Here is a 20,285-nt window from a genome sequence, read left to right as displayed (position 1 = left end):
TCGCGGCGATCGCGCTCGTGGTGTTGGCGGACACGTTGTACAAGATGAGCAAGGGCGAAGCCGACGGGTGGGACCTCGCGTTCTCCCTGCTCGACTGCGTCCCCGCAGGCGGCGCAGTCGCCGCGGCGCTCAAGGGGACGCGAGCCGCGACCGCGATCGCGAAGTCGACGAACGCGATCGGTTCGCTCGGCGCTGTCCGCGTGGTGCGTTCACTCGCCGGAGGCGCGGCCCGCGCGACCACTTTGGCAGCAAGCCGTGCCGCGTACCGCTTCGGACAGAAGGTCGATGGCATCGCTCTCGCAGCGAAACGATCCGATCGGGTTCAGGACGCGTACATCGCAGCCCGTTCCACCATCCACCGGCTCCGCGGAGGGCAGTTCACCGATCAGGGGAACATCATCATCCACCGGTGGACCCCCGTCGAACGTGGCCCACTGAGTGGTGAAGTCGCGGACACTGCACACACCTTCCGGTCGGGCACGTACAACGAGGTGCTCGTCACCAACCGTGAGAGCACGCTCTACCGAAGTGTGAACGGCGACTCCGAGCACCCGATCGGAGAGTTCTGGGGGAAGACGAAGCCGAGCGGACCGTTCGCGACGCAGCAGGAGTTCGCTCTGCGGCCCGAATGGCACGCCGACCCCACGACGCCCGGCGTCAACACTCCGCTCCCGCAAGCCGACCAGTACCTGCAGGCCGACATGCCAGTGGGGACCCGTGTATACGAGGGCCCCGCGGCGCCCCAGTCATCGATGTCGTGGAACCCGGACACCGACAGCACCCTGTACGGGAACGCGTTCCAGCAGACTCCGGGCGGCAAGGAGCAGGTCTACCTGCCACGCGACGCGTTCGGCGACCAGGCGGCGGCAGCAGAACGGCTCGGTCTACCGTGGAATGATGCGCTGAACCGTCCGGCGACCCTGCCCGTGGTCCGCGACTGAACAAAGGAACACCGTGACCTTCCCCTCGAACGAGCTGGAGCAGGTACTGCTCGCCGCGAGCCGCAACGAGACCGGTATCGATTCGTTCCTCGATCAGCTGCTCGCGTCGGCGGTGTTCGTGCCGTCGAGTGCCGCACCGGACGGTGGGCGCGCACTGGACATCACGTCGATCGACAACCGCGCCTACGTCACGGTGTTCACATCACCCGATCAGGCTGACTCGGCGTCGGCCACCGGTGAGCTTGCTGAGGTACCAGCGTCGAGCCTCCTCGAGATGATTCCGGAACACGTCGGTTTCGCGGTGAATCCCGGCGGCGACCTGGGACTGCCCGTGTACGCGGAGACGCTCCGACAGGCAGCGCACGGTTCCACGAGACTCACCGCGGGGACGCGCATCCGGATCGGCGACCCCGCAGAGGAGCCAACGGCGTTCCTGGAGGCGGTCGCGGCTGAGTTCCGACAACTTAGGCCGGTGCGATCTGCGCGTCGCGCATGGGCTGCTGTGGACGATCAGGCCCCCGGTCTCGTCATCGGTGTCGACGTCGATCCCGACAGTCCCGACACCCGCGCCTCGGTCGTCGATGCCATCGGGCGAACAGCCCGGTCTCTCGGAACCCCCTTCACTGTCGATGCCGTCTTCACGAACGATCGCGACAGTTTCACGGAGTGGATGCAAAGCGAAACGCGCCCGTTCTACACGGATCACTGATCTTGGAACGTATCCCCGCGGTAGCTGTCCCCGACACGCTCCACCTCGCAGTGGACTCAAGCGGTGAGCGAGTCACCGAACCGTACGACCGGGGCGTCTTGGTGGAGTTCGCCTACTCGATCGCAGGTGATCGGCCCGCTGGGCGGGGCACGTCCACTCGGCAGGTGAGCCGTCAATCGCTCATCGACGATGAGACCGGCGGTCGGTACATCGTCCAAGTCGACGCAGCAGCTGATCGCTTCGAGGGGCTCCCAGTCGTGGACAAACCCATTCGTCATCATGGGCTCCTGCCGATCCCGACCCGCGCAGTTCATGCACTGCCGATCACAGCGATCCAGGGGATCTGGGCCGAGATCGTCCGCGACACGGCACGACCGCAGTCGGCCTGGCGGTTGTTCGAGTCTGCTTCCCGTCCGACGCTGAACCTGGTGATCGACCGCGATCCTGCCAAGTGGCGGGCGCGGGCGACCACGGCGCTGGGGCGGAGGCCACACCCGGAGATAACGGTCGTCGAGGACCTGGACGAAGTTCCGCGAATCTGGCGCAAGGCCGCGCGTCATCTCCTGGCCGCCGAGGTGAGCGCTTGACGCCCTCCACATTCGAGCGCCGACTACGCGCAGGCTGGAGACGAGTTGTCGATCTCGGTTTGTGGGTGCTCGGGACGGAAGACGGTGTGCGCGCCATGGCCTCGCTGCGGCTCGGTGCGTGACATGACGACCTACGAACGAACCGCCCACAGGAACGGCACGAGCGCGCCGGCGACCGTGATCGTCGAGATGGACCTGACGAACCCCGATCATCAGGTGCGCTACACCGTGACCGTGTTGCTGCTGGGCGCAGAGCACACGGCCACGGCGTACGACGCCTTCGAGGCACTGAGCCTGGTGCGCGAGGCGCTCGACGACGAGGGCTGGCTCCTGGGCGTGCAGGGGGCACGCGTCGACGTGTGGCCGAGTGGGATGGCGCGACAGCAGGGCGGTGGCATGCGGGCGTACCGACTCCGCCGCGGTCGTCGGCCTCGGTTCAAGGACCTCGTCGATGTGTTCGCCCCGGCCGACGAACACCTCGGCACCGTGCAAGCGCAACGCGCGTTCGTCGAAGCGAAGTTCCCCGACGCCTGACCGGGTGCCGGCGACGACCGGCCGTGACTCCCTGAACACCGAGCCCCCGCGCACGGTTGGGTGGGTACATGTCCTCTGCCCCGCTCTCCGGTGACGACTCCCTGCACCTGCCCGAGTTCGACAGCCCGCCAGCGTCTCCGCTCGACCTCGCTCGCGAGTGGCTGTCCGCGGCGAAGGACCGGGAGGTCTCCGAGCCGCTCTCGATGACCCTCGCCACGGCCGGTGCCGACGGCCGCGTGTCTGCTCGCACCGTCGACGTGAAGCGGATTGCGGCCAACGGACTGGTCTTCGGGACGTCGGAGGACAGCCCGAAGGGCCGGCAGCTCGCCGAGAACCCGCACGCAGCGCTGCAGGCGTACTGGCGCGAGACGATGCAGCAGCTCCGGTTCGAGGGCCACGTGGTCCGGCTGTCGGATGCCGAGTCCGACGCCCTGTTCGCGGACCGCTCCCCGAAGTCACGCGCCGCGACGGCCATCGCTGACCAGTCCGCCGTGCTCGAGCCCCGCACCCTGCAGGACCTGATCGACGACGCGAACGACCTGCTCGACGACTCCGGCGATGATGTCCCCCGGCCGGCACGGTGGGTTGCCTGGCGTCTCGAGCCCGACATCGTGGAGTTCTGGCACGGCAGCCGTGACCGGATGCACCGACGACTGCAGTACGCACTCTCCGAGGGCGCCTGGACGGCCACACGCCTCCAGCCCTGAGGCCGACGGTCGGCGTTCAGTCCCTGGACCACCACCCCGGCTGAGCGGGTTCGACTCGGACCGTGAACGATCGAGCATCGTTCGATCGTTCCGCGATGACGAAGTGGCTCTCCGCTGGGTCGACGGTACCGATCCGCCACACCGGCCACGAGTGCGGCCCGAGTTCGGGATCGAACCACGGCGCGGGCCCGTTGTCGTCCTCGCGCAACGCACGCCGGACGCTCTTCGGATCGAGGTCCGGAAATCCCGCGGCGCGTGTCGCCACGAGCATGCGCTCTGCGGCGGCATCGACGGCGGCGGACCGTTCCGCCCGCGGGTTCCGGGTGATCCAGTAGGCGGCGAGGTACCCGATCACCACGAGGCCGATCGCCGCAACGGTCACGACCCACAGTCCAGCGTCGGGATCGACCGTGATGCGATCGATGCCGGAGACCCCGACGACGAACCCCAGGACGCCGAGCACCCATCCGATGCCCGCGACGCGTTGGGCACGGTGCGACGCTCGAGCGAGGACGCAGCGTGCCTCGGCGACGTCCTCGATCGCAACCGAGATCGCCCCCACACCCGCGCCCGCACCGATCTCCATCGGACCAGTCTCGCTCACGCCGCACAACCGAAGTCGGCTCGAACCACGCAAGACCGCGGCACGAGCCGACTTCGGTTGTGCGAACCGGAACGGAACCGGCGACCGCACCAAGCGCCGCTGCCGCCCCGAGAGCACGCCCCTACCGCCCGATCGGGTTCACCATCGCCCCCGCCCGGATGAGCGACGCCGACTGGTCCGCCAGGTCCACCATCGACAGGGTGTTCCGCAGCTGCAACCGGTTCAGGCACGAGTGCTCGAACGTCGGCACCCGCAGGTCCAGGGGACGACGGCGGTCCGGGTGCGCGGCGGCGTGGGCGTCGATGCACTCCCCCACGACCTGCCAGAAGCGGGATTCCGGCAGCACCCCGTCGTCGTCGAGGATCGCGGCGACGAACCGCAGCACCCCGTCGAACACGTCGGTGAACACCGCGAGCGCGGCCTCGTCATCGGTCACCGGGTGCACGATCCGGTCGATGTCGGCGGGTACCGGGCGGTCGTCGTGCCGACCGAGCACGGCGGCCTCCTCGCCGATGTCCTTCATCACGGCCCGGACCACGACGCCGTCGCGCACCACGAGCACCAGGTTCTCGCCGTGCGGCATGAACACCAGGTCGTGCACGGTCAGGCAGTGCACGACGGGCAGCAGGTAGGCGTCGAGCCAGCGCCGGACCCAGACGTCGGCGGGCAGACCGGAGGCCTCGATCAGCGCCGAGACCACGGCGTTCCCCGAGGCGTCCCGGTGCAGCAGCGCCGCCATCGTCAGCAGTCGCTCGCCGTCCGCCACCCGTGGCAGCGGACTCTCCCGCCACAGTGCCGCGAGCATCTTGCGCTGCGGCGAGGACACGTCGACCCGGTGGTAGGCGTCTCCCGTGTAGCCGATGGCGGCGTGTTCCCGGAGGACCGAGAACCCGGCGGCGGCGAGCGTGGGGTCGGCGGAGACGATCGACTCGACCCAGTCGTTCACGGCCGGGGTGTTCCGCATGTACGCGGGCGACATCCCCCGCAGGAACCCCATGTTCTGCACGGCGAGCGCCGTCTTCACGTACGAGCGTGCCGGCTCGGTGCGGTTGAACGCGGTCCGGATGGACTGCTGCGGCTGGTACTCGTCGGGTCCCTCGCCCAGGTCGACCAGGTCCTGTCGGCCCAGGTCGGGCGCGAAGGTCACGGCGATCCGGTGCTGCCACTGCCACGGGTGCACGGGCAGCCACACGTAGTCGTCGGGGTCGAGCCCACGACGCTCCAACGTGGCACGGAACCCGGCCACGACCGCCGCCGACAGCTCAGACTCCCAGTGCGCCTGCTCGGTCCGGTCCGCGGCGAGCGCCAGGTGCGTGTGCTCGCGTCGGGCGGCGAGCCACCGGTACCGGAACCGTCCGCCGGACTCGGGCGCGAACGCCCGGTACTCGTCGAGCCCGAACCCGATCCGCCCGTTGGCGGCGACGAACGCCGGGTGCCCCTCGGTCATCGCCGCCTCGACGTCCTGGAACGACGCGACGACGCCCTCGACGGAACCGGCCGAACCGGCCGCACCGGACGAAACGGACGCCCCGCCCGACCCGGACGCCTCGGCCAAACCGGCCCCGCCCCGCCCCCGCGCCAGCTGCCCGGCCGACGGCCCGCCCCGCCGGTGCTTCGCCGCGGCACTCGCCAGCGTCGACGCGATCTCCTCCAGGTACGTGCCGAGCAACTCGTCGGGGATCCCGAGCACCTCGTGCAGTTCGAGCACGAGCTCCTGCGCGCTGAGCGGCGCCGACACCCCCGCGCGGGTCCGCGTCAGCGAGGCCTCGTCCATCGACCAGTGCTCGAGCACGTGCTGCCGGGCCCGGAACCGGTAGGTCGACTCCCCCGCGTCGAGCCGCCACCCGTCCCCGTCGGGCACGGGTGCGATCAGCCGTTCGTGGGTGAACTCCGCGATCGCCTTCGCGACGAGGTGCCGTTCGGCGGGTTCCAGGTGCTCGGGCCGCAGGTGCGCGGCCGGCCCGTCGTCGTCGGGGACGCCGATCCGGTCGGTGTCGAGCACCGACAGCAGGGCCCGCTTGCCGTCGACGTCCACCTGTCGCAGCGCGCGGAACCCGACCTCGGCGTTCTTCGCCTGCACGGCGGTGTTCCGCACGTCCGGTTCGACGACGACCCGGCGGGCGCCGAGGGCGTCCCGGCAGTGCTCGACGACGGCACGCATCACCGCGCTGGTCAGGCCGTGCACACGACGGTCAGCGGGCGCCGGCGCGACGAGCAGGTGCATGCCGACGTCGCCGGGTTCGGCCGCCCACACGTCGGTGAGCAGGACGGCGGAGGGGTCGTAGGTCTCCGCCAGGAAGCACGGTTCGCCGTTCCGGCGGCCGAGCCACGCTGCCTGCGCGGGGTCCGCCTGCACGCCGGCCAGGTAGGCACGCACGGCGTCCACGTCGAGGTCGCCCATCTCCCACCACGACGACGCCGGGTGGGCGAGCCACGACTGCACGACGGCGGCGTCGCGTTCCGGGTCCACGGGTTCGACGGTCAGGAGGCCCGGCTCGGCTCCCCCGGGCGCGGTCGCGTCCGGCGCGGTGGTGGTCACGGTCGTGCTCATGCGGAGACCTCCGTGCGCTCGGTCGCGGGGCGGGCCGGCGCGCGCTCCGCGGCGCCGGGGTGCGCCGTGGACGGCGCTGCTGTTGACTGCCCCGAGGCGGGCAGGCCGAACTCCTGGAAGGCGATCCGGGCCTCCAGGCCGTACACGGGGCGACCCGTGACGGACCGGATGATCGACGCGTTCCGCCACGCACCCATGCCGAGGTCGGGCGCGGTCAGGCCGTGCGTGTGCTCCTCGGCGTTCTGCACCCAGATGCGTCCGCCCAGGGTGTCGACGTGGTGGTCGCGCGCGACCGCCAGGCGACCGCGGGAGTCGCGGGCGACGAGGTGCTCGACCGGGTCGAGGAACCGCGGGACCCGCGGGGTGTACCCGGTGGCCAGCACCAGCTGCTCGACCTCGTGCTCGTACGTCTGGTCGAGCTGCTCGTGCCGGAGCGTCAGCCGGTACGTGCCGCGGTCGGCGAGCCAGGCGGCGTCGACGACGCTCGTCTCGGTCCGGAGCGTCGTCGGGACGGGGCCGCGCGCACTGATCCGGTAGAGCTGGTCGTACAGGTCGTCGACCAGGTCGGCGCTGATGCCCTTGTACAGGCCGCGCTGTTCCCGCCCCAGGCGATCGCGGACGGCTTCGGGCAGCCCGTGGAAGTGGTCCGTGTACTCCGGGCTCGTCATCTCGAGGGTGAGCTTGGTGTCCTCCATCGGGAAGAACCGGGGCGACCGCGTGATCCAGTCGAGGCGGTAGCCGTCCTGCCGGATGTCCTCGAGCAGTTCGCGGTAGACCTCGGCAGCGGACTGCCCGCTGCCGACGACGGCGATCGACCCGGCGTCGCGCAGGGCGTCGCGGTTCGGCAGGAACTCGGCGGAGTGCACGGCCGGCCCGCCGATCCCACGCAGCGGGGCGGGGACGGACGGCTCGGTGCCGATGCCCACGACGACGTGGTGTGCGCGGTACGTCTCGGGACCCTGATCGGTCTCGGCGTGCACCGTGAACGTGTCGGTGACCGGGTCGTGCTCGACGGCGGCCACTCGGCGGCCCCACCGCAGGGTGTCGAGCCGGTCGGCGGCCCAGCGGCAGTAGGCGTCGTACTCGCTGCGCAGGGGGTGGAAGTCCTCGCGGATGTAGAACGGGTACAGGCGCCCGGTCTCCTTGAGCCAGGCGAGGAACGAGAACGGCGAGGTCGGGTCGACCATCGTCACCAGGTCGGCGAGGAACGGCACCTGGATCGTGGCGTCGTCGAGCATCATGCCGTGGTGCCAGGCGAAGCCGTCGGCCGCGTCGAGGAACACCGCGTCGAGGTCGGCGATCGGGTCGGTCAGGCAGGCGAGGCCGAGGTTGAACGGGCCGATGCCGATGCCGACGACGTCGTGCACGGCGGGGTCGGCGGTGCGGTCGGCGGTCATCGGTTCGCTCCCTCGGTCTTGGTGGTCGTGGCTCGGACGCGCGCGGCCGTCGCGACGACGTGCTCCAGCGAGGCGCGCATCTGGTCCGGAGTGGTCTCCGGGTTGAGCAGCGTGAGCTTGTTGCACGGCCGGCCGTCGATGACCGTCTTGGCGATGAGCACCCGGCCCTCGGCGAGCAGGGCCGAGCGGATCGGGGCGACCAGCGCGTCGGCGGCCTCGTCCGTCATGCCGGCGGGCTGCCAGCGGAACAGCACCGTGCTGAGCTGCGTCGGCGCGACGAGCACCAGGTCGGGGTGCTCCTCGACGATCCGGTGGGTGACCACGGCGAGGTCGATGACGGCGTCGAACGCGGAACCGATCGCGTCGGCACCGGTCGCCCGCAGGGTGGCCCAGAGCTTCAGGGCGTCGAACCGGCGGGTGGTCTGCAGCGACTTGTCGACCTGGTTCGGCTCGGCGGCGTCCTCCGGGTTCAGGTAGTCGGCGTACCACGCGGTGCGCCGCAGGTCCTCCGGGCGCTGCACGAGCAGGGCGCTCGACGACACCGGCTGGAAGAACGACTTGTGCAGGTCGGCGGTCACGCTCCGGGCCCGTTCGACGCCGTCGAGCAGGTGCCGGCGGGTCGGGGACACGAGCAGACCGCAGCCGTACGCGGCGTCGACGTGCAGCCACACTCCCTCCAGATCACAGACGTCCGCGATCGGCTCGAGCGGGTCGATGACCCCGCGGTCGGTGGTGCCGGCGGTGGCGACGACGGCCATCGGCGTCTGCCCGGCTGCGCGGGCGGCGGCGATCGCCTCGGCGAGGGCGGCGGGCACCATCCGGCCGGCGTGGTCGGTGGCGACGGCGACCACGGCCTCCAGCCCGAGCAGCCGCGCCGACTTCGCGATGCTGAAGTGGGTCTCCGCGGTCGTGAACACGGTGCCGCTGGTGCCGAGGGCCTCGCGCGCCAGCAGTAGCGCCTGCAGGTTCGACTGCGAGCCGCCCGAGGTGAAGATGCCGTCCCCCGCGGCGAACCCGATCCGACCGGCGAGCCAGGCGACGACGTGCCGCTCGATCTCGGTGCCGATGCGGGACTGGTCCCAGGTGTCGACCGACGGGTTCACGGCGGCCAGGACCGACTCCGCCGCGACCGCGGGCAGCGCGACCGGGCAGTTCAGGTGCGCGAGGTACGCCGGGTCGTGGAACCAGACGGCCTCGCGGACGAACAGCTCGTCGAGTTCGGCGAGTGCACGGTCCGTCCCGAGGGGTTCGGCGTCGAGGTCGACGTCCTGCACCCGGGCCCGGAGGACCTCGGGAGCGGTGTCGGTCGTCGGACGGTCGGCGGCGGCGAAGCGGTCGGCCAGACGGTCCACCGTGGACGTCACGGCGGAGCGGTAGCGCTCGGCGGTGGCGGTGGTCAGGAGTTCGATGGGAGGTGTCACGTTAGGTAAGGCTAACCTCACAAACCGCGATCGTGCCACCCGAACGAGGGGCGCGCCGAACGGCCGGGCGTGTCAGACGCCCGTCTGCCGGGTCGTCAGGCGTTCATGAACTCGCTCGGCTGCAGGGCCCGGCCGACGATGCGCACGTCGCCGATCGACCCGACGAACACGTTGTCGAGCTTGTCGCCGTAGCGGTACCCACCGAGCAGCCACGGCTTGCCGATCGTGCTGAGACCGCGGTTCGGGGTGGACGGGTTCCGCACGACCGGGCACCCGTCGACGTACAGCACGGTGTGCGTCCCGTCGTTCACCACGGCCACGTGCCACCAGGCGCCGAGCGGCAACTCGTGCCCCCAGTTCGTCAGCGATCCGTCCTGGCTCGTCGGGTACACGCACCACTGCAGTTCGCGGTCCCCCGACAGGCTCAGCGTCATCGCGGGTTCGTCCGGGTCACCGTCGGCTCCGGTCGCCTTCCCCACCTGGCCGGCGCTCGAGTACTGCGACAGCAGGGCGCTGAAGCCGTTCGAGCTCGGGTCGAACGTGGTCGGCAGCACGAAGAACGCCTCGACCGTGTAGCCCCGGGGGAAGTGGGTCCGGTTGAGCGGTGCCGTGTCGACGGTCTGCAGGTGGTCGCCGCCGGTCTTGCCGCCCTGCAGCGCGAGGCTGCCGGCGCCCGGCTGGTCGGGGTGGTGCGCCGCCGTCCAGCGCAGCGCCCCTGCGACGGCACCGGTCCGCCGGGCGACCACCAGGTCGTTGCCCTTGCCGCTCTGGTCGCGCACCCGCGTCGTCGGCGCGAGCGCCGCCCCGTCCGGGTTGCCGTCGAACCGCCAGTACGCGAGCGTCCCCGGCACCAGCATGCGTGCCGCCGGCCGGGAGGCCCGTGGTGCGACCGGCGCGAACCCCGCGAAACGCGCGTCGAAGTCCACGGCCATGGTGAAGCGGTCGACGTCGCCGCTGAGCGCGGTCTCCTGGGCTGCGAGTTCGTTCGCGTCGCCGAGACCGCCGGCGAGCAGGAAGGGCGACAGCGTCTCGACGTCGATGACGTTCCGCTCGAGGTCGACGTGGTACAGCCGGATCATGGCCGCCCCGCCGTAGTAGCGGTTCTGGTAGTTGGTCAGGTGGAGTGCGACGTCGTGCCCCACGGCGTTCTTCACCGTCGTGCGGCCCGGACCCCAGTAGTGCCCGTTGAGCGTCAGGAACACCTGGTCGTGCTTCGAGATGAAGGAGTCCCAGAGCTGCTGGCCGTAGGGGTCGAACGCCGCTCCACCGCTGGCGTCCGAGTCGACGAGGGCGTGCGTCGTGAGGATGACCGGAGCGTGCGGCCGGGCCGCGAGCACGGAGCTGGCCCAGGCGAGCCCGCTCGCGCTCGTCCGCCAGTCGAGCGCCAGGACGACCCACTCGCGGCCGGCCGCGGTGAACCGGTGGGCGGTGTTGTAGCCGTCGGGGCTCGAGCCGATCCAGCCAGGGGCCTTCCGGAACCGCTGCGGACCGAACACGTCGAGGTACAGGGTGCGGCCGCGCTGGTCGTCGGTCGAGGAGTCGACGTCGTGGTTGCCGGCGAGCACGCTGTAGGGCGCCCCGGCTCGGTCGAGCACGTCGAAGACCGCACCGGACGCGCGCATCTCGGACGCCGCACCGTTCTGGGTCAGGTCGCCGAGGTGCACGAGGAACACGGTGTTGTGCCGGGTCTGCTCGCGGACGACGTACTCGAGCGAGGCCCGCATCGGCGCCGGGTCGACCGCGGCGCCGTCGAACATGTACTGCGTATCGGGCATCACCGCGACGGTGAAGCGCGGCGAGGTCGTGTCCGGGTGCCACCGTCCGGTGTGTCCGCGCACCACCGCTGCCTGCGCGGCCGCGGCCGATCCGCCGAGCACTGCCGGGGCCACGGCGGGTGCCGCGGTCAGCGCATCGGCGACGGCCGGGGCGCTGCCGAAGCCGTTCGACGCCACGAGTCCGGCGGCCCCGGCGAGTCCGGATCCGACCAGGAAGCCCCGGCGGGAGACCGGGATGCGCGTGCTGCGGTCTCCGGCGTGGTCGTGGGCGTCGTCGCGGTCGTCAGGGCTGTTCTGCACAGCACCGCACCGTACGGATCGCGGGGGAACACCCCGGGTCCGTTCCGTGAACTCCAGACCGGCCGCGGCTGCCGGTTCGGTGTGGACCGGTGAGGGCTCCTACAGCTTCTCGATCGGGGCGATCTTGATGAGGAGCTTCTTGCGGCCCGCGGAGTCGAACGCGATCTCAGCGATGCGCTTGGCACCCTGCCCCGTCACCGCGGACACCGTGCCCTCGCCGAAGTCGACGTGCTTGATACGGTCGCCGGCGACGAGTTCCATGTCGCCGTTGTCGCGCACCTGCCCGGACACCCGGTTCGCCCACTCGGTCTTCGGGCGGGTCTTCGAGGCCGCCGCTGCGCGGTCGTACGAGCCGCCGCCCCAGCCGCCACCACCGCGGTAGCCCCCGCCACCGCCGCCGCCACCGAAGCCGCCGTCGCGCTTGGCGTTCAGGGCGCGGGGCTGCGTACCACCACGACTGTTCGCCATGCCCGGGGACTGCTTCCACTCGATGAGCCCCTCGGGGATCTCCTGCAGGAAGCGCGAGGGCATCGCCACGTTCACGTCACCGAACTGCGCACGGGTCATCGCGAGGGACAGGAACAGGACCTTCTTGGCGCGGGTGATGCCCACGTAGAACAGCCGACGCTCTTCCGACGGCCCGCCGGGTTCGTTGGCGGACATCCGGTGCGGGAGCAGGTCTTCCTCGACGCCGGTCAGGAACACCGCGTCGTACTCCAGGCCCTTCGCGGTGTGCAGGGTCATCAGCGAGACCGTGCCCGAGGAGTCGTCGAGCTCGTCCGCCGCGGCGACCAGCGAGACCTCGGTCAGGAAGTCCGACAGCGTGCCCTCGGGGTTGTTCTTCTGGAACTCACGCGTGACGGCCACGAGCTCGTCGATGTTGTCGGCGCGGGCGGCGTCCTGCGCGTCGGGCGACTTCCGCAGGTTGTCGAGCAGCCCGGAGCCGTCGAGCAGCTGCGTCAGGGTGTCGACCACCGGCTGCGTCGGGGCCTTCTCGGACACGGCGTCGAGCAGCGCCGCGAACTCGGTGATGGCGTTGCGCACCTTCGGCCCGAACCCGAGCTCACCCGCGTGCCGCAGGGCGTCGCGCATGGTGGTCTCGTGCTCGTCGGCGTAGCGCTGCAGCGTGGTCTCGGTGACCGAGCCGATGCCGCGCTTGGGCACGTTGAGGATGCGGCGCAGGGCCATCGGGTCAGCCGGGTTGGCGACCGTGATCAGGTACGCCATGGCGTCCTTGATCTCGGCACGCTCGTAGAACTTGGTGCCACCGAGCACCCGGTACGGGATCGCCGCACGGATGAAGATCTCCTCCAACGCACGGGTCTGCGAGTTGGTCCGGTAGAACACCGCCATGTCGCGGTAGTCCATGCCGTCTTCACGCAGGCGCTGGATCTCGTCGGCGACGAACTGCGCCTCGTCGTGGCCGGTGTACCCGGTGAAGCCGACGATCTTCTCGCCGGCACCGACGTCGGTGAACAGGCTCTTCGCCTGGCGGTCGAAGTTGTTCGCGATGACGGCGTTCGCCGCGTCGAGGATGTTCTGCGTCGAGCGGTAGTTCTGCTCGAGCAGGATCGTCTTGGAGTTCGGGAAGTCCCGCTCGAACTCGACGATGTTGCGGATGTCCGCCCCGCGGAACGCGTAGATGGACTGGTCGGAGTCACCGACCACCGTCAGGGACGCGGGGGCGATCGATCCGTCGGTCTCCCGCATCCGGGCGACGTGCTGCCCGGAGTCCTCGAGCTTGTCGACCTGTTCGACCGGCACCGGGCGGGTGAGCTCACGGATCAGGGCGTACTGGGCGTGGTTCGTGTCCTGGTACTCGTCGACCAGGATGTACCGGAAGCGGCGCTGGTACAGGGCGGCGACGTCCGGGAAGGCGCGGAACAGGAACACCGTCTGGCCGATGAGGTCGTCGAAGTCGAACGCGTTCGCCCGGCGGAGTTCGTTCGTGTAGCGCCGGAACACCTCGGTGAACATGACCTCTTGCGGGTCGTTCACGTTGATGTTGCGCGCGTAGGTGTCGATGTCCTGCAGCTCGTTCTTGAGCTTCGAGATCTTCGACGCCGCGGCGCCGACGGTCAGCCCGAGGGAGTCGGCCTCGAGCTCCTTGATGATCCGCTTCAGCAGCGCCTTGGAGTCGGCGGAGTCGTAGATCGTGAACGACTGCGGGAACCCGAACCGCTCGGCTTCGCGCCGCAGGATGCGCACGCACGCCGAGTGGAACGTGGAGATCCACATCCCCTCGGCCTCGCCACCGACCAGGGCCCGGACGCGCTCGCGCATCTCGGCGGCGGCCTTGTTCGTGAACGTGATCGCCAGGATCTGCGACGGCCAGGCTTCCCGGTTGGCGAGCAGCAGCGCGATGCGGCGGGTGAGCACGCTCGTCTTGCCGGAACCGGCGCCGGCAACGATCAGCAGGGACTCGCCGCGGTACTCGACGGCTTCCTTCTGCTGGGGGTTCAGACCCGCGGTGAACGGGTCTTCGTACGCGCGGGCACCGGCGCCCGGCTCGGGCGTCGATTCGAAGGGGTCGAGCACGATCGTCATGTTCGGGACATTCTAGGCGAGACCCCCGACAGCGACCTCGTGCGGCAGGATGGCGCCGTGGCGATCACACCGGACCGACCTGACGTCTTCGTGCTCCCTGCGATGTCGGCCGCGATCCCCGCCACCCAGGACGTCCTCTGCATCCTGCCCCCGGACGGGCGCGACGACCCCGCCGCGATCATCGAGAGTCAGCGTCGTGCCCGTGCTCAGCGGTCTCGACAGGACACGGCGGGGTGCCTGGTCCCGCTGTCGGTCGGCCTGGTCACCGCGGTGCTGTGCCTCGCCGCACTCGGAGCATTCGCTTCGTCGACGTTCCCGAGGAGTGCCCGGCTCGTCGTCACCGTCGTGGTGTTCCTCGTCGTCTCGTCCGCCGTCGCGGTCCTCGTCGATCGGCGGCAACGGCGACGGCCACCGGCGCAGCCCCTCCCGGTGACACCGATCGACCCTCGGGTCGCCCGTCTCGCACCCGGGGACCTGCCCGCGGCCGAGGTCATCCGCGCCTCGGCAGTCCTGCAGGCGCTCGACCGTGCTCGTGCCGACCTCCGGAAGGGCGAACACGACGCCGACCTGACGGACGCGCAGCGGACCGTCCAACCCGGCGACCGGAGCGCGTGGTTCTTCCGGCCCGAGGACCTGGCCGGGCTCCGCACCGCTGCCGCGTCCGCACGCGAGGAGGCCACCGAGGTCCTCCGGTCAGCCGGCATCCCGCTCGAGGCGCTCGAGGACTGACCGGGCACGCACCGCGAGGTCGGGGTGGTCGGCGAACACCCCGTCGAGTCCGGTGCGAATCACGGACGTGAACCACCGCTCCCAGTCGCCGAACGCCGCGACGTCCCCACCACGACGCAGCGGCGACGGCAGGAACCGGTTCTCCGGCCGGAGGGTCCACGTGTACACCGCGAGCCCCACAGCGTGGGCGCGGTCGACGATCGCGCTGCGCACCGGCGTCGGGTCGTCGAGTGCGACGCTGTCGACGCCGGCCATCAGGGTGCCGAGGTCGACGCTGATGCCGTGGAACTCGGTCGCGAACGACGCCAGCGCGGCCTCGGAACGCTCGGCGGCGTAGGTGGGGGCGAGCGACCCGTGGGACGCGACCTCGTCCGCGGCGCTGCCACGGGCCTCCTGGAGGTACACGAGCCGGCCACCGGTCCCCCGCTCGCGCAGGTCCCGCAGCACGCCCTTCTCGAAGCTCTCCACCGTGAGCCGCTCGTCCTGCCGCCACCCGGCCTCGCCGAGCGCGGCGTCGACGAGTGCACCCATCGGGAACCCGGCGCGGTCGAAGGACGCGGCGTGCTTCACCTCGGCGACGAGCCCGACCGGGCGGGGCGCCGCGTCGAGGATCGCGAGCAGGTCGACGAGCCGCAGGATCGGTTGCGCACCGTCGTGCTCGGCGGATCCCGGACGCAGCACCGGCAGGCGCTCGCGGGTGCGGAGCGTCTGCAGCTCGGCCCACGTGAAGTCCTCGGTGAACCAGCCGGTCAGGGTCTGGCCGTCGACGGTCTTCGTCGTGCGCAGGTGCCGGAACTCGGGGTGGTCGGCGACGTCCGTCGTGCCCGAGACCTCGTTCTCGTGCCGGAGCACCAGCACGCCGTCCTTCGTGGGCACCAGGTCCGGTTCGATCGCGTCGGCGCCGAGTTCGATCGCGAGCTCGTACGCGCTCCGCGAGTGCTCGGGACGGTAGCCGGACGCACCGCGGTGGGCGATCACGAGGGTCATGGCGCGACCCTACTGGCCGCGGGTGACCAGCGGGGCGCCTGTGTCGCGGGACACACCCGGCGCTCCGAGGCCCGTCGTTCCCAGCGACGACGCCGAGCATCACCGCATGACCGTCCGTTCGCTCTCCACCGCCGTCGAGGCCCGGATCGACCGCGCCGCACGCCGCGTGCTCGACGCCGGGCACCAGCCGCACCGGCCCGTCCGGGTGTTCGTCACCGAGTTCCTGGTGTTCGGCGCGAAGCAGGCCTGGGCGTGCGCGTTCGGGGCGCTGCTGCTCGCGACCATGGCCGTGGTGCACCTGACCGTGCCGGCGGCGATGCGGAACGACGTGCTGACGATCGCGGCCGTGCTGCTGCAGGTCGGGATGCTCGTGTCCGGGCTCGAGACCGTGCGGGAGCTCCGGGTCGTCCTGCTGTTCCACGTCGTCGGCACCGCGATGGAGGTGTTCAAGACCCACATGGGCTCGTGGACCTACGAGCCGGGTGGGCTGTTCGTCGTCGCCGGGGTGCCGCTGTTCTCGGGGTTCATGTACGGCGCCGTCGGGTCGTACATGGTGCGGGTCTACCGGCTGTTCGACCTGCGGTTCGACCGGTACCCGCGGCAGTGGCTGCTGGCGGTCGTGGCGGGCGGGATCTACCTGAACTTCTTCGGCCACCACTTCGTCGCCGACGCCCGGTACGTGCTGCTCGCGCTCGTGCTGCTGCTCTTCACCCGCACGACCATGCACGTGCGGATCCACCGGGCGACGCTGCGGATGCCCGTCCTCGTGGCGATGGCCCTCGTCGCGGTGTTCATCTGGGCGGCGGAGAACGTCGCGACCTGGGCCGGGGCGTGGAGCTACCCGGCGCAGCTCGCGGTGTGGCAGCCGGTGGCGCCGACGAAGATCGTGGCGTGGTTCCTGCTCATGACGATCTCGGTCGCGCTCGTCACGTGGCTCTACCCCGCGCTGCCGTCGGGACGGGCGGGCTCGACGGGCTCGACGGGCTCGACGGCGGACTCTCGACGTCCTCGGGGCGCGCGTGCAGCGGGCGACCCTAGGCTTCCCTCGACGGGGCCCGCTGGGCCCGCGTCCGCTCGCCGCGAATCCTCAGCCTTCCGCGACCGAGCGCCCCTAGGCTGAGAGGACTCGAATCTCCTAGGAAGAGGACACCATGGCCTTCAAGCCCGGTTTCGACCAGTCCCCCGCCTTCAACGCACAGGGGGCAAACACCTGGGGCGGGCGCGGTGCTGGTCAGCAGCAGGCCGGCTGGGGACAGACCCCGCAGCAGGCCCAGGGCGGCATGACCCCCGAGCAGCTGCAGTACATGTACGACCGTCCGACCGCGTCACCGGTGGACACCGACCGCATGTCGTACGAAGACACCATCGTCAAGACGCTGCTCGCGTTCGGCGTGCTCGTCGTCGGCGCGGTGGCCGGTTGGAACCTGCCGCCGGTCGTCTGGATCGTCGGCGCGCTCGTCGGGTTCGTCCTGGCGCTCGTCAACACCTTCAAGAAGAAGCCGTCGCCGGGACTGATCCTGACGTACGCGTTCTTCGAGGGTCTGTTCGTCGGCGGTATCTCGAACTACTTCCAGACCGCGTTCCCCAAGGCCGACGGCATCGTCGCGCAGGCCGTGTTCGGCACGCTCGGTGTGTTCTTCGTCACCCTGCTCCTGTTCCGTTCGGGCAAGGTCCGCGCGACTCCGAAGGCCACGCGCTTCTTCCTGATCGCGATGGTCGGGTACATGGCGTTCTCCCTGGTGAACCTGGTCCTGATGTGGACCGGCGTGACGCAGAGCGCGTTCGGCCTGATGGGCGTGACGCTCTTCGGCATCCCGCTCGGTGTGCTGATCGGCATCTTCGTGGTCGTCATGGCGGCGTACTCGCTGATCCTCGACTTCGATCAGATCAAGACCGGTGTCGAGCGTGGCGCACCCCGCATCTACGCCTGGACCGCGGCGTTCGGCCTGATCGTGACGCTGGTCTGGCTGTACCTCGAGATCCTGCGCATCCTCGCCATCATCGCGAGCAGCTCGCGCAACTAGTACCACCGCACACGCGAAGGGCCCCGGCGCTGCCGGGGCCCTTCGTCGTTCCCGGGCCGGTGGGCGCGAGAGCGGCAGCGGGACGGCGGTCCCGGCGGCGGTCCGAGTGGTCACGACACCCCGCCGGTCGCCCGCCGAGTGGTCACGAAGTGTCGCCCAGGCCGGGGCCAGCCGACAGTTCGTGACCCCTCGACACCGGGCCCGCGGGGTGTTGTGACCTCTCGACGGCCTCGGCAGCACCCACGCCCACGACTCCAGCCGCCCGAGGTCGCACAACACGCCGCACGCCTAGCGCCTGGGTCCCACGAACTGCCGTCCGACCTCCCGGCAGACGGCAGTTCGTGCGACCCCGCCACCGCCACCGCCACCGCCCCCGCCCCCGCCCCCGGACGCACGAAGGCCCGGCACGCATGACGCGTACCGGGCCTTCGTGGCTCAGGGGAGCCCTACTCCCACTCGATCGTCCCCGGCGGCTTCGACGTGACGTCGAGCACGACCCGGTTGACGTCGGGCACCTCGTTCGTGATGCGGTTCGAGATCTTCGCGAGGGTGTCGTAGGGCAGACGCGTCCAGTCGGCGGTCATGGCGTCCTCGGACGAGACCGGACGGAGCACGATCGGGTGCCCGTAGGTCCGGCCGTCGCCCTGCACGCCCACGGAGCGGACGTCGGCGAGCAGCACGACCGGGCACTGCCAGATCTCCTGGTCGAGGCCGGCCGCGGTGAGCTCTTCGCGCGCGATCTTGTCAGCCGAGCGGAGCAGTTCGAGCCGCTCCTTCGTGACCTCGCCGACGATACGGATGCCCAGGCCCGGGCCGGGGAACGGCTGGCGACCGACGATGACCTCGGGCAGCCCGAGCTCGCGGCCGACCGCACGGACCTCGTCCTTGAACAGGGTGCGCAGCGGCTCGACGAGCTCGAACGTCATGTCCTCGGGCAGGCCGCCGACGTTGTGGTGCGACTTGATGTTCGCGGTACCCGCTCCGCCGCCGGACTCGACGACGTCGGGGTAGAGCGTGCCCTGCACGAGGAACTTGACCTCGGCATCGGAGTCGGAAGCCTTGGCCTCGAGCACGAGTGCCTCGGCCGCGCCCTCGAACGTGCGGATGAACTCGCGCCCGATGATCTTGCGCTTCTGCTCGGGGTCGCTCACGCCGGCGAGGGCGTCGAGGAACTGCTGCTCGGCGTCGATCGTGATGAGCCGGACACCGGTGGAGGCGACGTAGTCCTCTTCCACCTGCTTGCGCTCGTCGGCACGCAGGAGCCCGTGGTCGACGAAGACGCAGGTCAGCTGGTCGCCGACGGCCTTGTGCACCAGGGCTGCGGCGACGGCGGAGTCGACACCACCGGAGAGCCCGGCGATGACCCGCGCGGAACCGACCTGCTCGCGGATGCGGGCGACCTGCTCCTCGATGACGTTGCTGGAGTTCCAGTCGCCGGGCAGGCCCGCGGCACGGTGCAGGAAGTTCTCGAGGACGGCCTGGCCGTACACGGAGTGCTTGACCTCGGGGTGCCACTGCACGCCGTAGAGCTTGCGCTCGTCGGACGCGAACGCCGCGACGGGCGTCGATGCGCTCGAGGCGAGCACCTCGAAGCCGGCCGGTGCCTTGGCCACGGAGTCGCCGTGCGACATCCAGGTCACCTGGTCCGCCGGCTGGTCGCCGAGCAGCGTGCTGGTGCCGGGGGCGAGCGTCACGTCGGTGGCGCCGTACTCGCGCAGACCGGTGTTCGCGACCTCGCCACCGAGGGCGGTCGCCATGGCCTGGAAGCCGTAGCAGATGCCGAGCACGGGGACACCGAGGTCGAGGATGTCACCGTCGAGGGACGGCGCGCCTTCTTCGTACACGGACGACGGACCACCGGACAGCACGATGGCCGCCGGGTCCTTGGCGCGGATCTCGTCCGCGGTGATGGAGTGCGGCACGATCTCGCTGTAGACGTTCGCTTCACGGACCCGACGCGCGATGAGCTGCGCGTACTGGGCCCCGAAGTCGACGACGAGGACGGGACGCTGTTCGGTCTCGCTCACCGAGCGGCCTCCTTCTCACGCTGCTGGGCAGCGATCAGCTCGTGGTAGGTGTCCATGGCCCGCTGCTGCATGCGGTGTTCGACCACGAAGGACATGAACGGGATGATGCCCCCGAGGGCGATGAGCAGGAAGCGCGACGGCCTCCAGCGCATGATGCTCCACAGACGGAAGTCCGTGAAGAGGTAGAGCACGTACAGCCAGCCGTGGGCGATGAGGATCGCGATCGACAGGTTGAACGTGCCCGGGGTCTCGCCCGCCGTGCCGTTGGGCACGAAGAACGGACCGTTGCCGAGCTGCATCTCGAGCTGCAGCGGCGTGTACTTGATGATGACCTCGACCACCAGGGCGAGCAGCAGCACACCGGTGATGTACGCCGAGACGCGGTACCACTTCACCGCCCCCGGGATCTTGGGGATGTCACGGGTTCGGACGGTCAGGGCCATGC

17 protein-coding genes are annotated in these 20,285 nt (G+C 70.6%); 8 read left to right on the top strand and 9 right to left on the bottom strand.

The features are described from left to right. The 5 genes from QRN49_RS08670 to QRN49_RS08650 form a co-directional block, all read left to right on the top strand. Positions 1 to 941 (top strand): hypothetical protein (locus tag QRN49_RS08670; protein ID WP_284755145.1); only part of this gene is annotated, 941 nt, incomplete at its 5' end. Positions 942 to 954: 13 nt separating this feature from the next. After that, positions 955 to 1,650, top strand: a complete 696-nt coding sequence (locus QRN49_RS08665; protein ID WP_284755144.1) for an enhanced serine sensitivity protein SseB — start codon at positions 955 to 957, stop codon at positions 1,648 to 1,650. A gap of 164 nt (positions 1,651 to 1,814) precedes the next feature. Then, positions 1,815 to 2,237 carry a hypothetical protein gene (locus QRN49_RS08660; protein ID WP_284755142.1) on the top strand — a complete coding sequence of 141 codons (423 nt, stop codon included), beginning with the start codon at positions 1,815 to 1,817 and terminating at the stop codon, positions 2,235 to 2,237. 123 nt (positions 2,238 to 2,360) lie between these two features. Beyond that, positions 2,361 to 2,771 carry a hypothetical protein gene (locus tag QRN49_RS08655; RefSeq protein ID WP_071414712.1) on the top strand — a complete coding sequence of 137 codons (411 nt, stop codon included), beginning with the start codon at positions 2,361 to 2,363 and terminating at the stop codon, positions 2,769 to 2,771. Positions 2,772 to 2,839: 68 nt separating this feature from the next. Continuing rightward, a complete protein-coding gene (locus QRN49_RS08650; protein WP_284755141.1) occupies positions 2,840 to 3,478 on the top strand; it encodes a pyridoxal 5'-phosphate synthase in 639 nt (212 codons plus the stop codon). Positions 3,479 to 3,494: 16 nt separating this feature from the next. Here the strand turns inward: QRN49_RS08650 and QRN49_RS08645 are convergent, their stop codons facing one another. The 6 genes from QRN49_RS08645 to QRN49_RS08620 form a co-directional block, all read right to left on the bottom strand. Beyond that, positions 3,495 to 4,082: a hypothetical protein gene (locus tag QRN49_RS08645; protein WP_284755140.1), complete on the bottom strand. Its 588-nt coding sequence runs from the start codon at positions 4,080 to 4,082 to the stop codon at positions 3,495 to 3,497. Between the two features lie 121 nt (positions 4,083 to 4,203). After that, positions 4,204 to 6,633, bottom strand: coding sequence for a GNAT family N-acetyltransferase (locus tag QRN49_RS08640; protein ID WP_284755139.1), 2,430 nt, complete (start codon positions 6,631 to 6,633; stop codon positions 4,204 to 4,206). Further along, on the bottom strand, positions 6,630 to 8,030 hold the full coding sequence (locus QRN49_RS08635) for a lysine N(6)-hydroxylase/L-ornithine N(5)-oxygenase family protein (RefSeq protein ID WP_284755138.1): 1,401 nt from the start codon (positions 8,028 to 8,030) through the stop codon (positions 6,630 to 6,632). The genes QRN49_RS08640 and QRN49_RS08635 overlap by 4 nt, the downstream gene beginning before the upstream one ends. Continuing rightward, entirely contained in the window at positions 8,027 to 9,451 is a 1,425-nt protein-coding gene (locus tag QRN49_RS08630) for a pyridoxal phosphate-dependent decarboxylase family protein (protein WP_284755137.1), read from the bottom strand. The genes QRN49_RS08635 and QRN49_RS08630 overlap by 4 nt, the downstream gene beginning before the upstream one ends. A 95-nt stretch (positions 9,452 to 9,546) precedes the next feature. After that, complete coding sequence (locus QRN49_RS08625) at positions 9,547 to 11,526, bottom strand: LamG-like jellyroll fold domain-containing protein (RefSeq protein ID WP_284755135.1); 1,980 nt, start codon at positions 11,524 to 11,526, stop codon at positions 9,547 to 9,549. A gap of 99 nt (positions 11,527 to 11,625) precedes the next feature. Continuing rightward, positions 11,626 to 14,073 (bottom strand): ATP-dependent helicase, encoded by a 2,448-nt coding sequence (locus QRN49_RS08620; protein WP_111028996.1) that lies wholly within the window; start codon positions 14,071 to 14,073, stop codon positions 11,626 to 11,628. Positions 14,074 to 14,130: 57 nt separating this feature from the next. Between QRN49_RS08620 and QRN49_RS08615 the strand changes: the two genes are divergently transcribed. Further along, positions 14,131 to 14,802 carry a hypothetical protein gene (locus QRN49_RS08615; RefSeq protein WP_282819714.1) on the top strand — a complete coding sequence of 224 codons (672 nt, stop codon included), beginning with the start codon at positions 14,131 to 14,133 and terminating at the stop codon, positions 14,800 to 14,802. Here the strand turns inward: QRN49_RS08615 and QRN49_RS08610 are convergent. Next, on the bottom strand, positions 14,767 to 15,789 hold the full coding sequence (locus QRN49_RS08610) for a glycerophosphodiester phosphodiesterase family protein (protein ID WP_282819715.1): 1,023 nt from the start codon (positions 15,787 to 15,789) through the stop codon (positions 14,767 to 14,769). The genes QRN49_RS08615 and QRN49_RS08610 overlap by 36 nt on opposite strands. A 106-nt stretch (positions 15,790 to 15,895) precedes the next feature. On the opposite strand from QRN49_RS08610, the gene QRN49_RS08605 reads away from it, so the two are divergent. Further along, on the top strand, positions 15,896 to 16,909 hold the full coding sequence (locus QRN49_RS08605; protein WP_284755134.1) for a DUF817 domain-containing protein: 1,014 nt from the start codon (positions 15,896 to 15,898) through the stop codon (positions 16,907 to 16,909). 31 nt (positions 16,910 to 16,940) lie between these two features. Next, the gene (locus QRN49_RS08600; RefSeq protein ID WP_111038510.1) at positions 16,941 to 17,813 is read left to right on the top strand and encodes a Bax inhibitor-1/YccA family protein; all 873 of its coding nucleotides are present in this window, start codon (positions 16,941 to 16,943) and stop codon (positions 17,811 to 17,813) included. Between the two features lie 446 nt (positions 17,814 to 18,259). On the opposite strand, the gene guaA is transcribed toward QRN49_RS08600, so the two are convergent. Then, the gene (gene guaA, locus QRN49_RS08595; RefSeq protein WP_284755133.1) at positions 18,260 to 19,840 is read right to left on the bottom strand and encodes a glutamine-hydrolyzing GMP synthase; all 1,581 of its coding nucleotides are present in this window, start codon (positions 19,838 to 19,840) and stop codon (positions 18,260 to 18,262) included. Next, a complete protein-coding gene (locus QRN49_RS08590; protein WP_017885467.1) occupies positions 19,837 to 20,283 on the bottom strand; it encodes a DUF3817 domain-containing protein in 447 nt (148 codons plus the stop codon). Before QRN49_RS08590 ends, guaA begins: the two co-directional genes overlap by 4 nt. Positions 20,284 to 20,285 lie beyond the last annotated feature (2 nt).

The sequence above is a fragment of the Curtobacterium sp. ME-Dv--P-122a genome (assembly GCF_030209645.1).
GTDB classification, from domain to species: domain Bacteria; phylum Actinomycetota; class Actinomycetes; order Actinomycetales; family Microbacteriaceae; genus Curtobacterium; species Curtobacterium flaccumfaciens.
This window is presented reverse-complemented; position numbering and strand designations above follow the sequence as displayed.

What these genes read in the sequence shown, in the direction of transcription:
- QRN49_RS08590 (WP_017885467.1), bottom strand. Translation starts at nt 20,283, where the DNA reads ATGGCCCTGACCGTCCGAACCCGTGACATCCCCAAGATCCCGGGGGCG.
- QRN49_RS08600 (WP_111038510.1), top strand. Translation starts at nt 16,941, where the DNA reads ATGGCCTTCAAGCCCGGTTTCGACCAGTCCCCCGCCTTCAACGCACAG.
- QRN49_RS08610 (WP_282819715.1), bottom strand. Translation starts at nt 15,789, where the DNA reads ATGACCCTCGTGATCGCCCACCGCGGTGCGTCCGGCTACCGTCCCGAG.
- QRN49_RS08655 (WP_071414712.1), top strand. Translation starts at nt 2,361, where the DNA reads ATGACGACCTACGAACGAACCGCCCACAGGAACGGCACGAGCGCGCCG.
- QRN49_RS08605 (WP_284755134.1), top strand. Translation starts at nt 15,896, where the DNA reads ATGACCGTCCGTTCGCTCTCCACCGCCGTCGAGGCCCGGATCGACCGC.
- QRN49_RS08640 (WP_284755139.1), bottom strand. Translation starts at nt 6,633, where the DNA reads ATGAGCACGACCGTGACCACCACCGCGCCGGACGCGACCGCGCCCGGG.
- QRN49_RS08650 (WP_284755141.1), top strand. Translation starts at nt 2,840, where the DNA reads ATGTCCTCTGCCCCGCTCTCCGGTGACGACTCCCTGCACCTGCCCGAG.
- QRN49_RS08635 (WP_284755138.1), bottom strand. Translation starts at nt 8,030, where the DNA reads ATGACCGCCGACCGCACCGCCGACCCCGCCGTGCACGACGTCGTCGGC.
- QRN49_RS08620 (WP_111028996.1), bottom strand. Translation starts at nt 14,073, where the DNA reads ATGACGATCGTGCTCGACCCCTTCGAATCGACGCCCGAGCCGGGCGCC.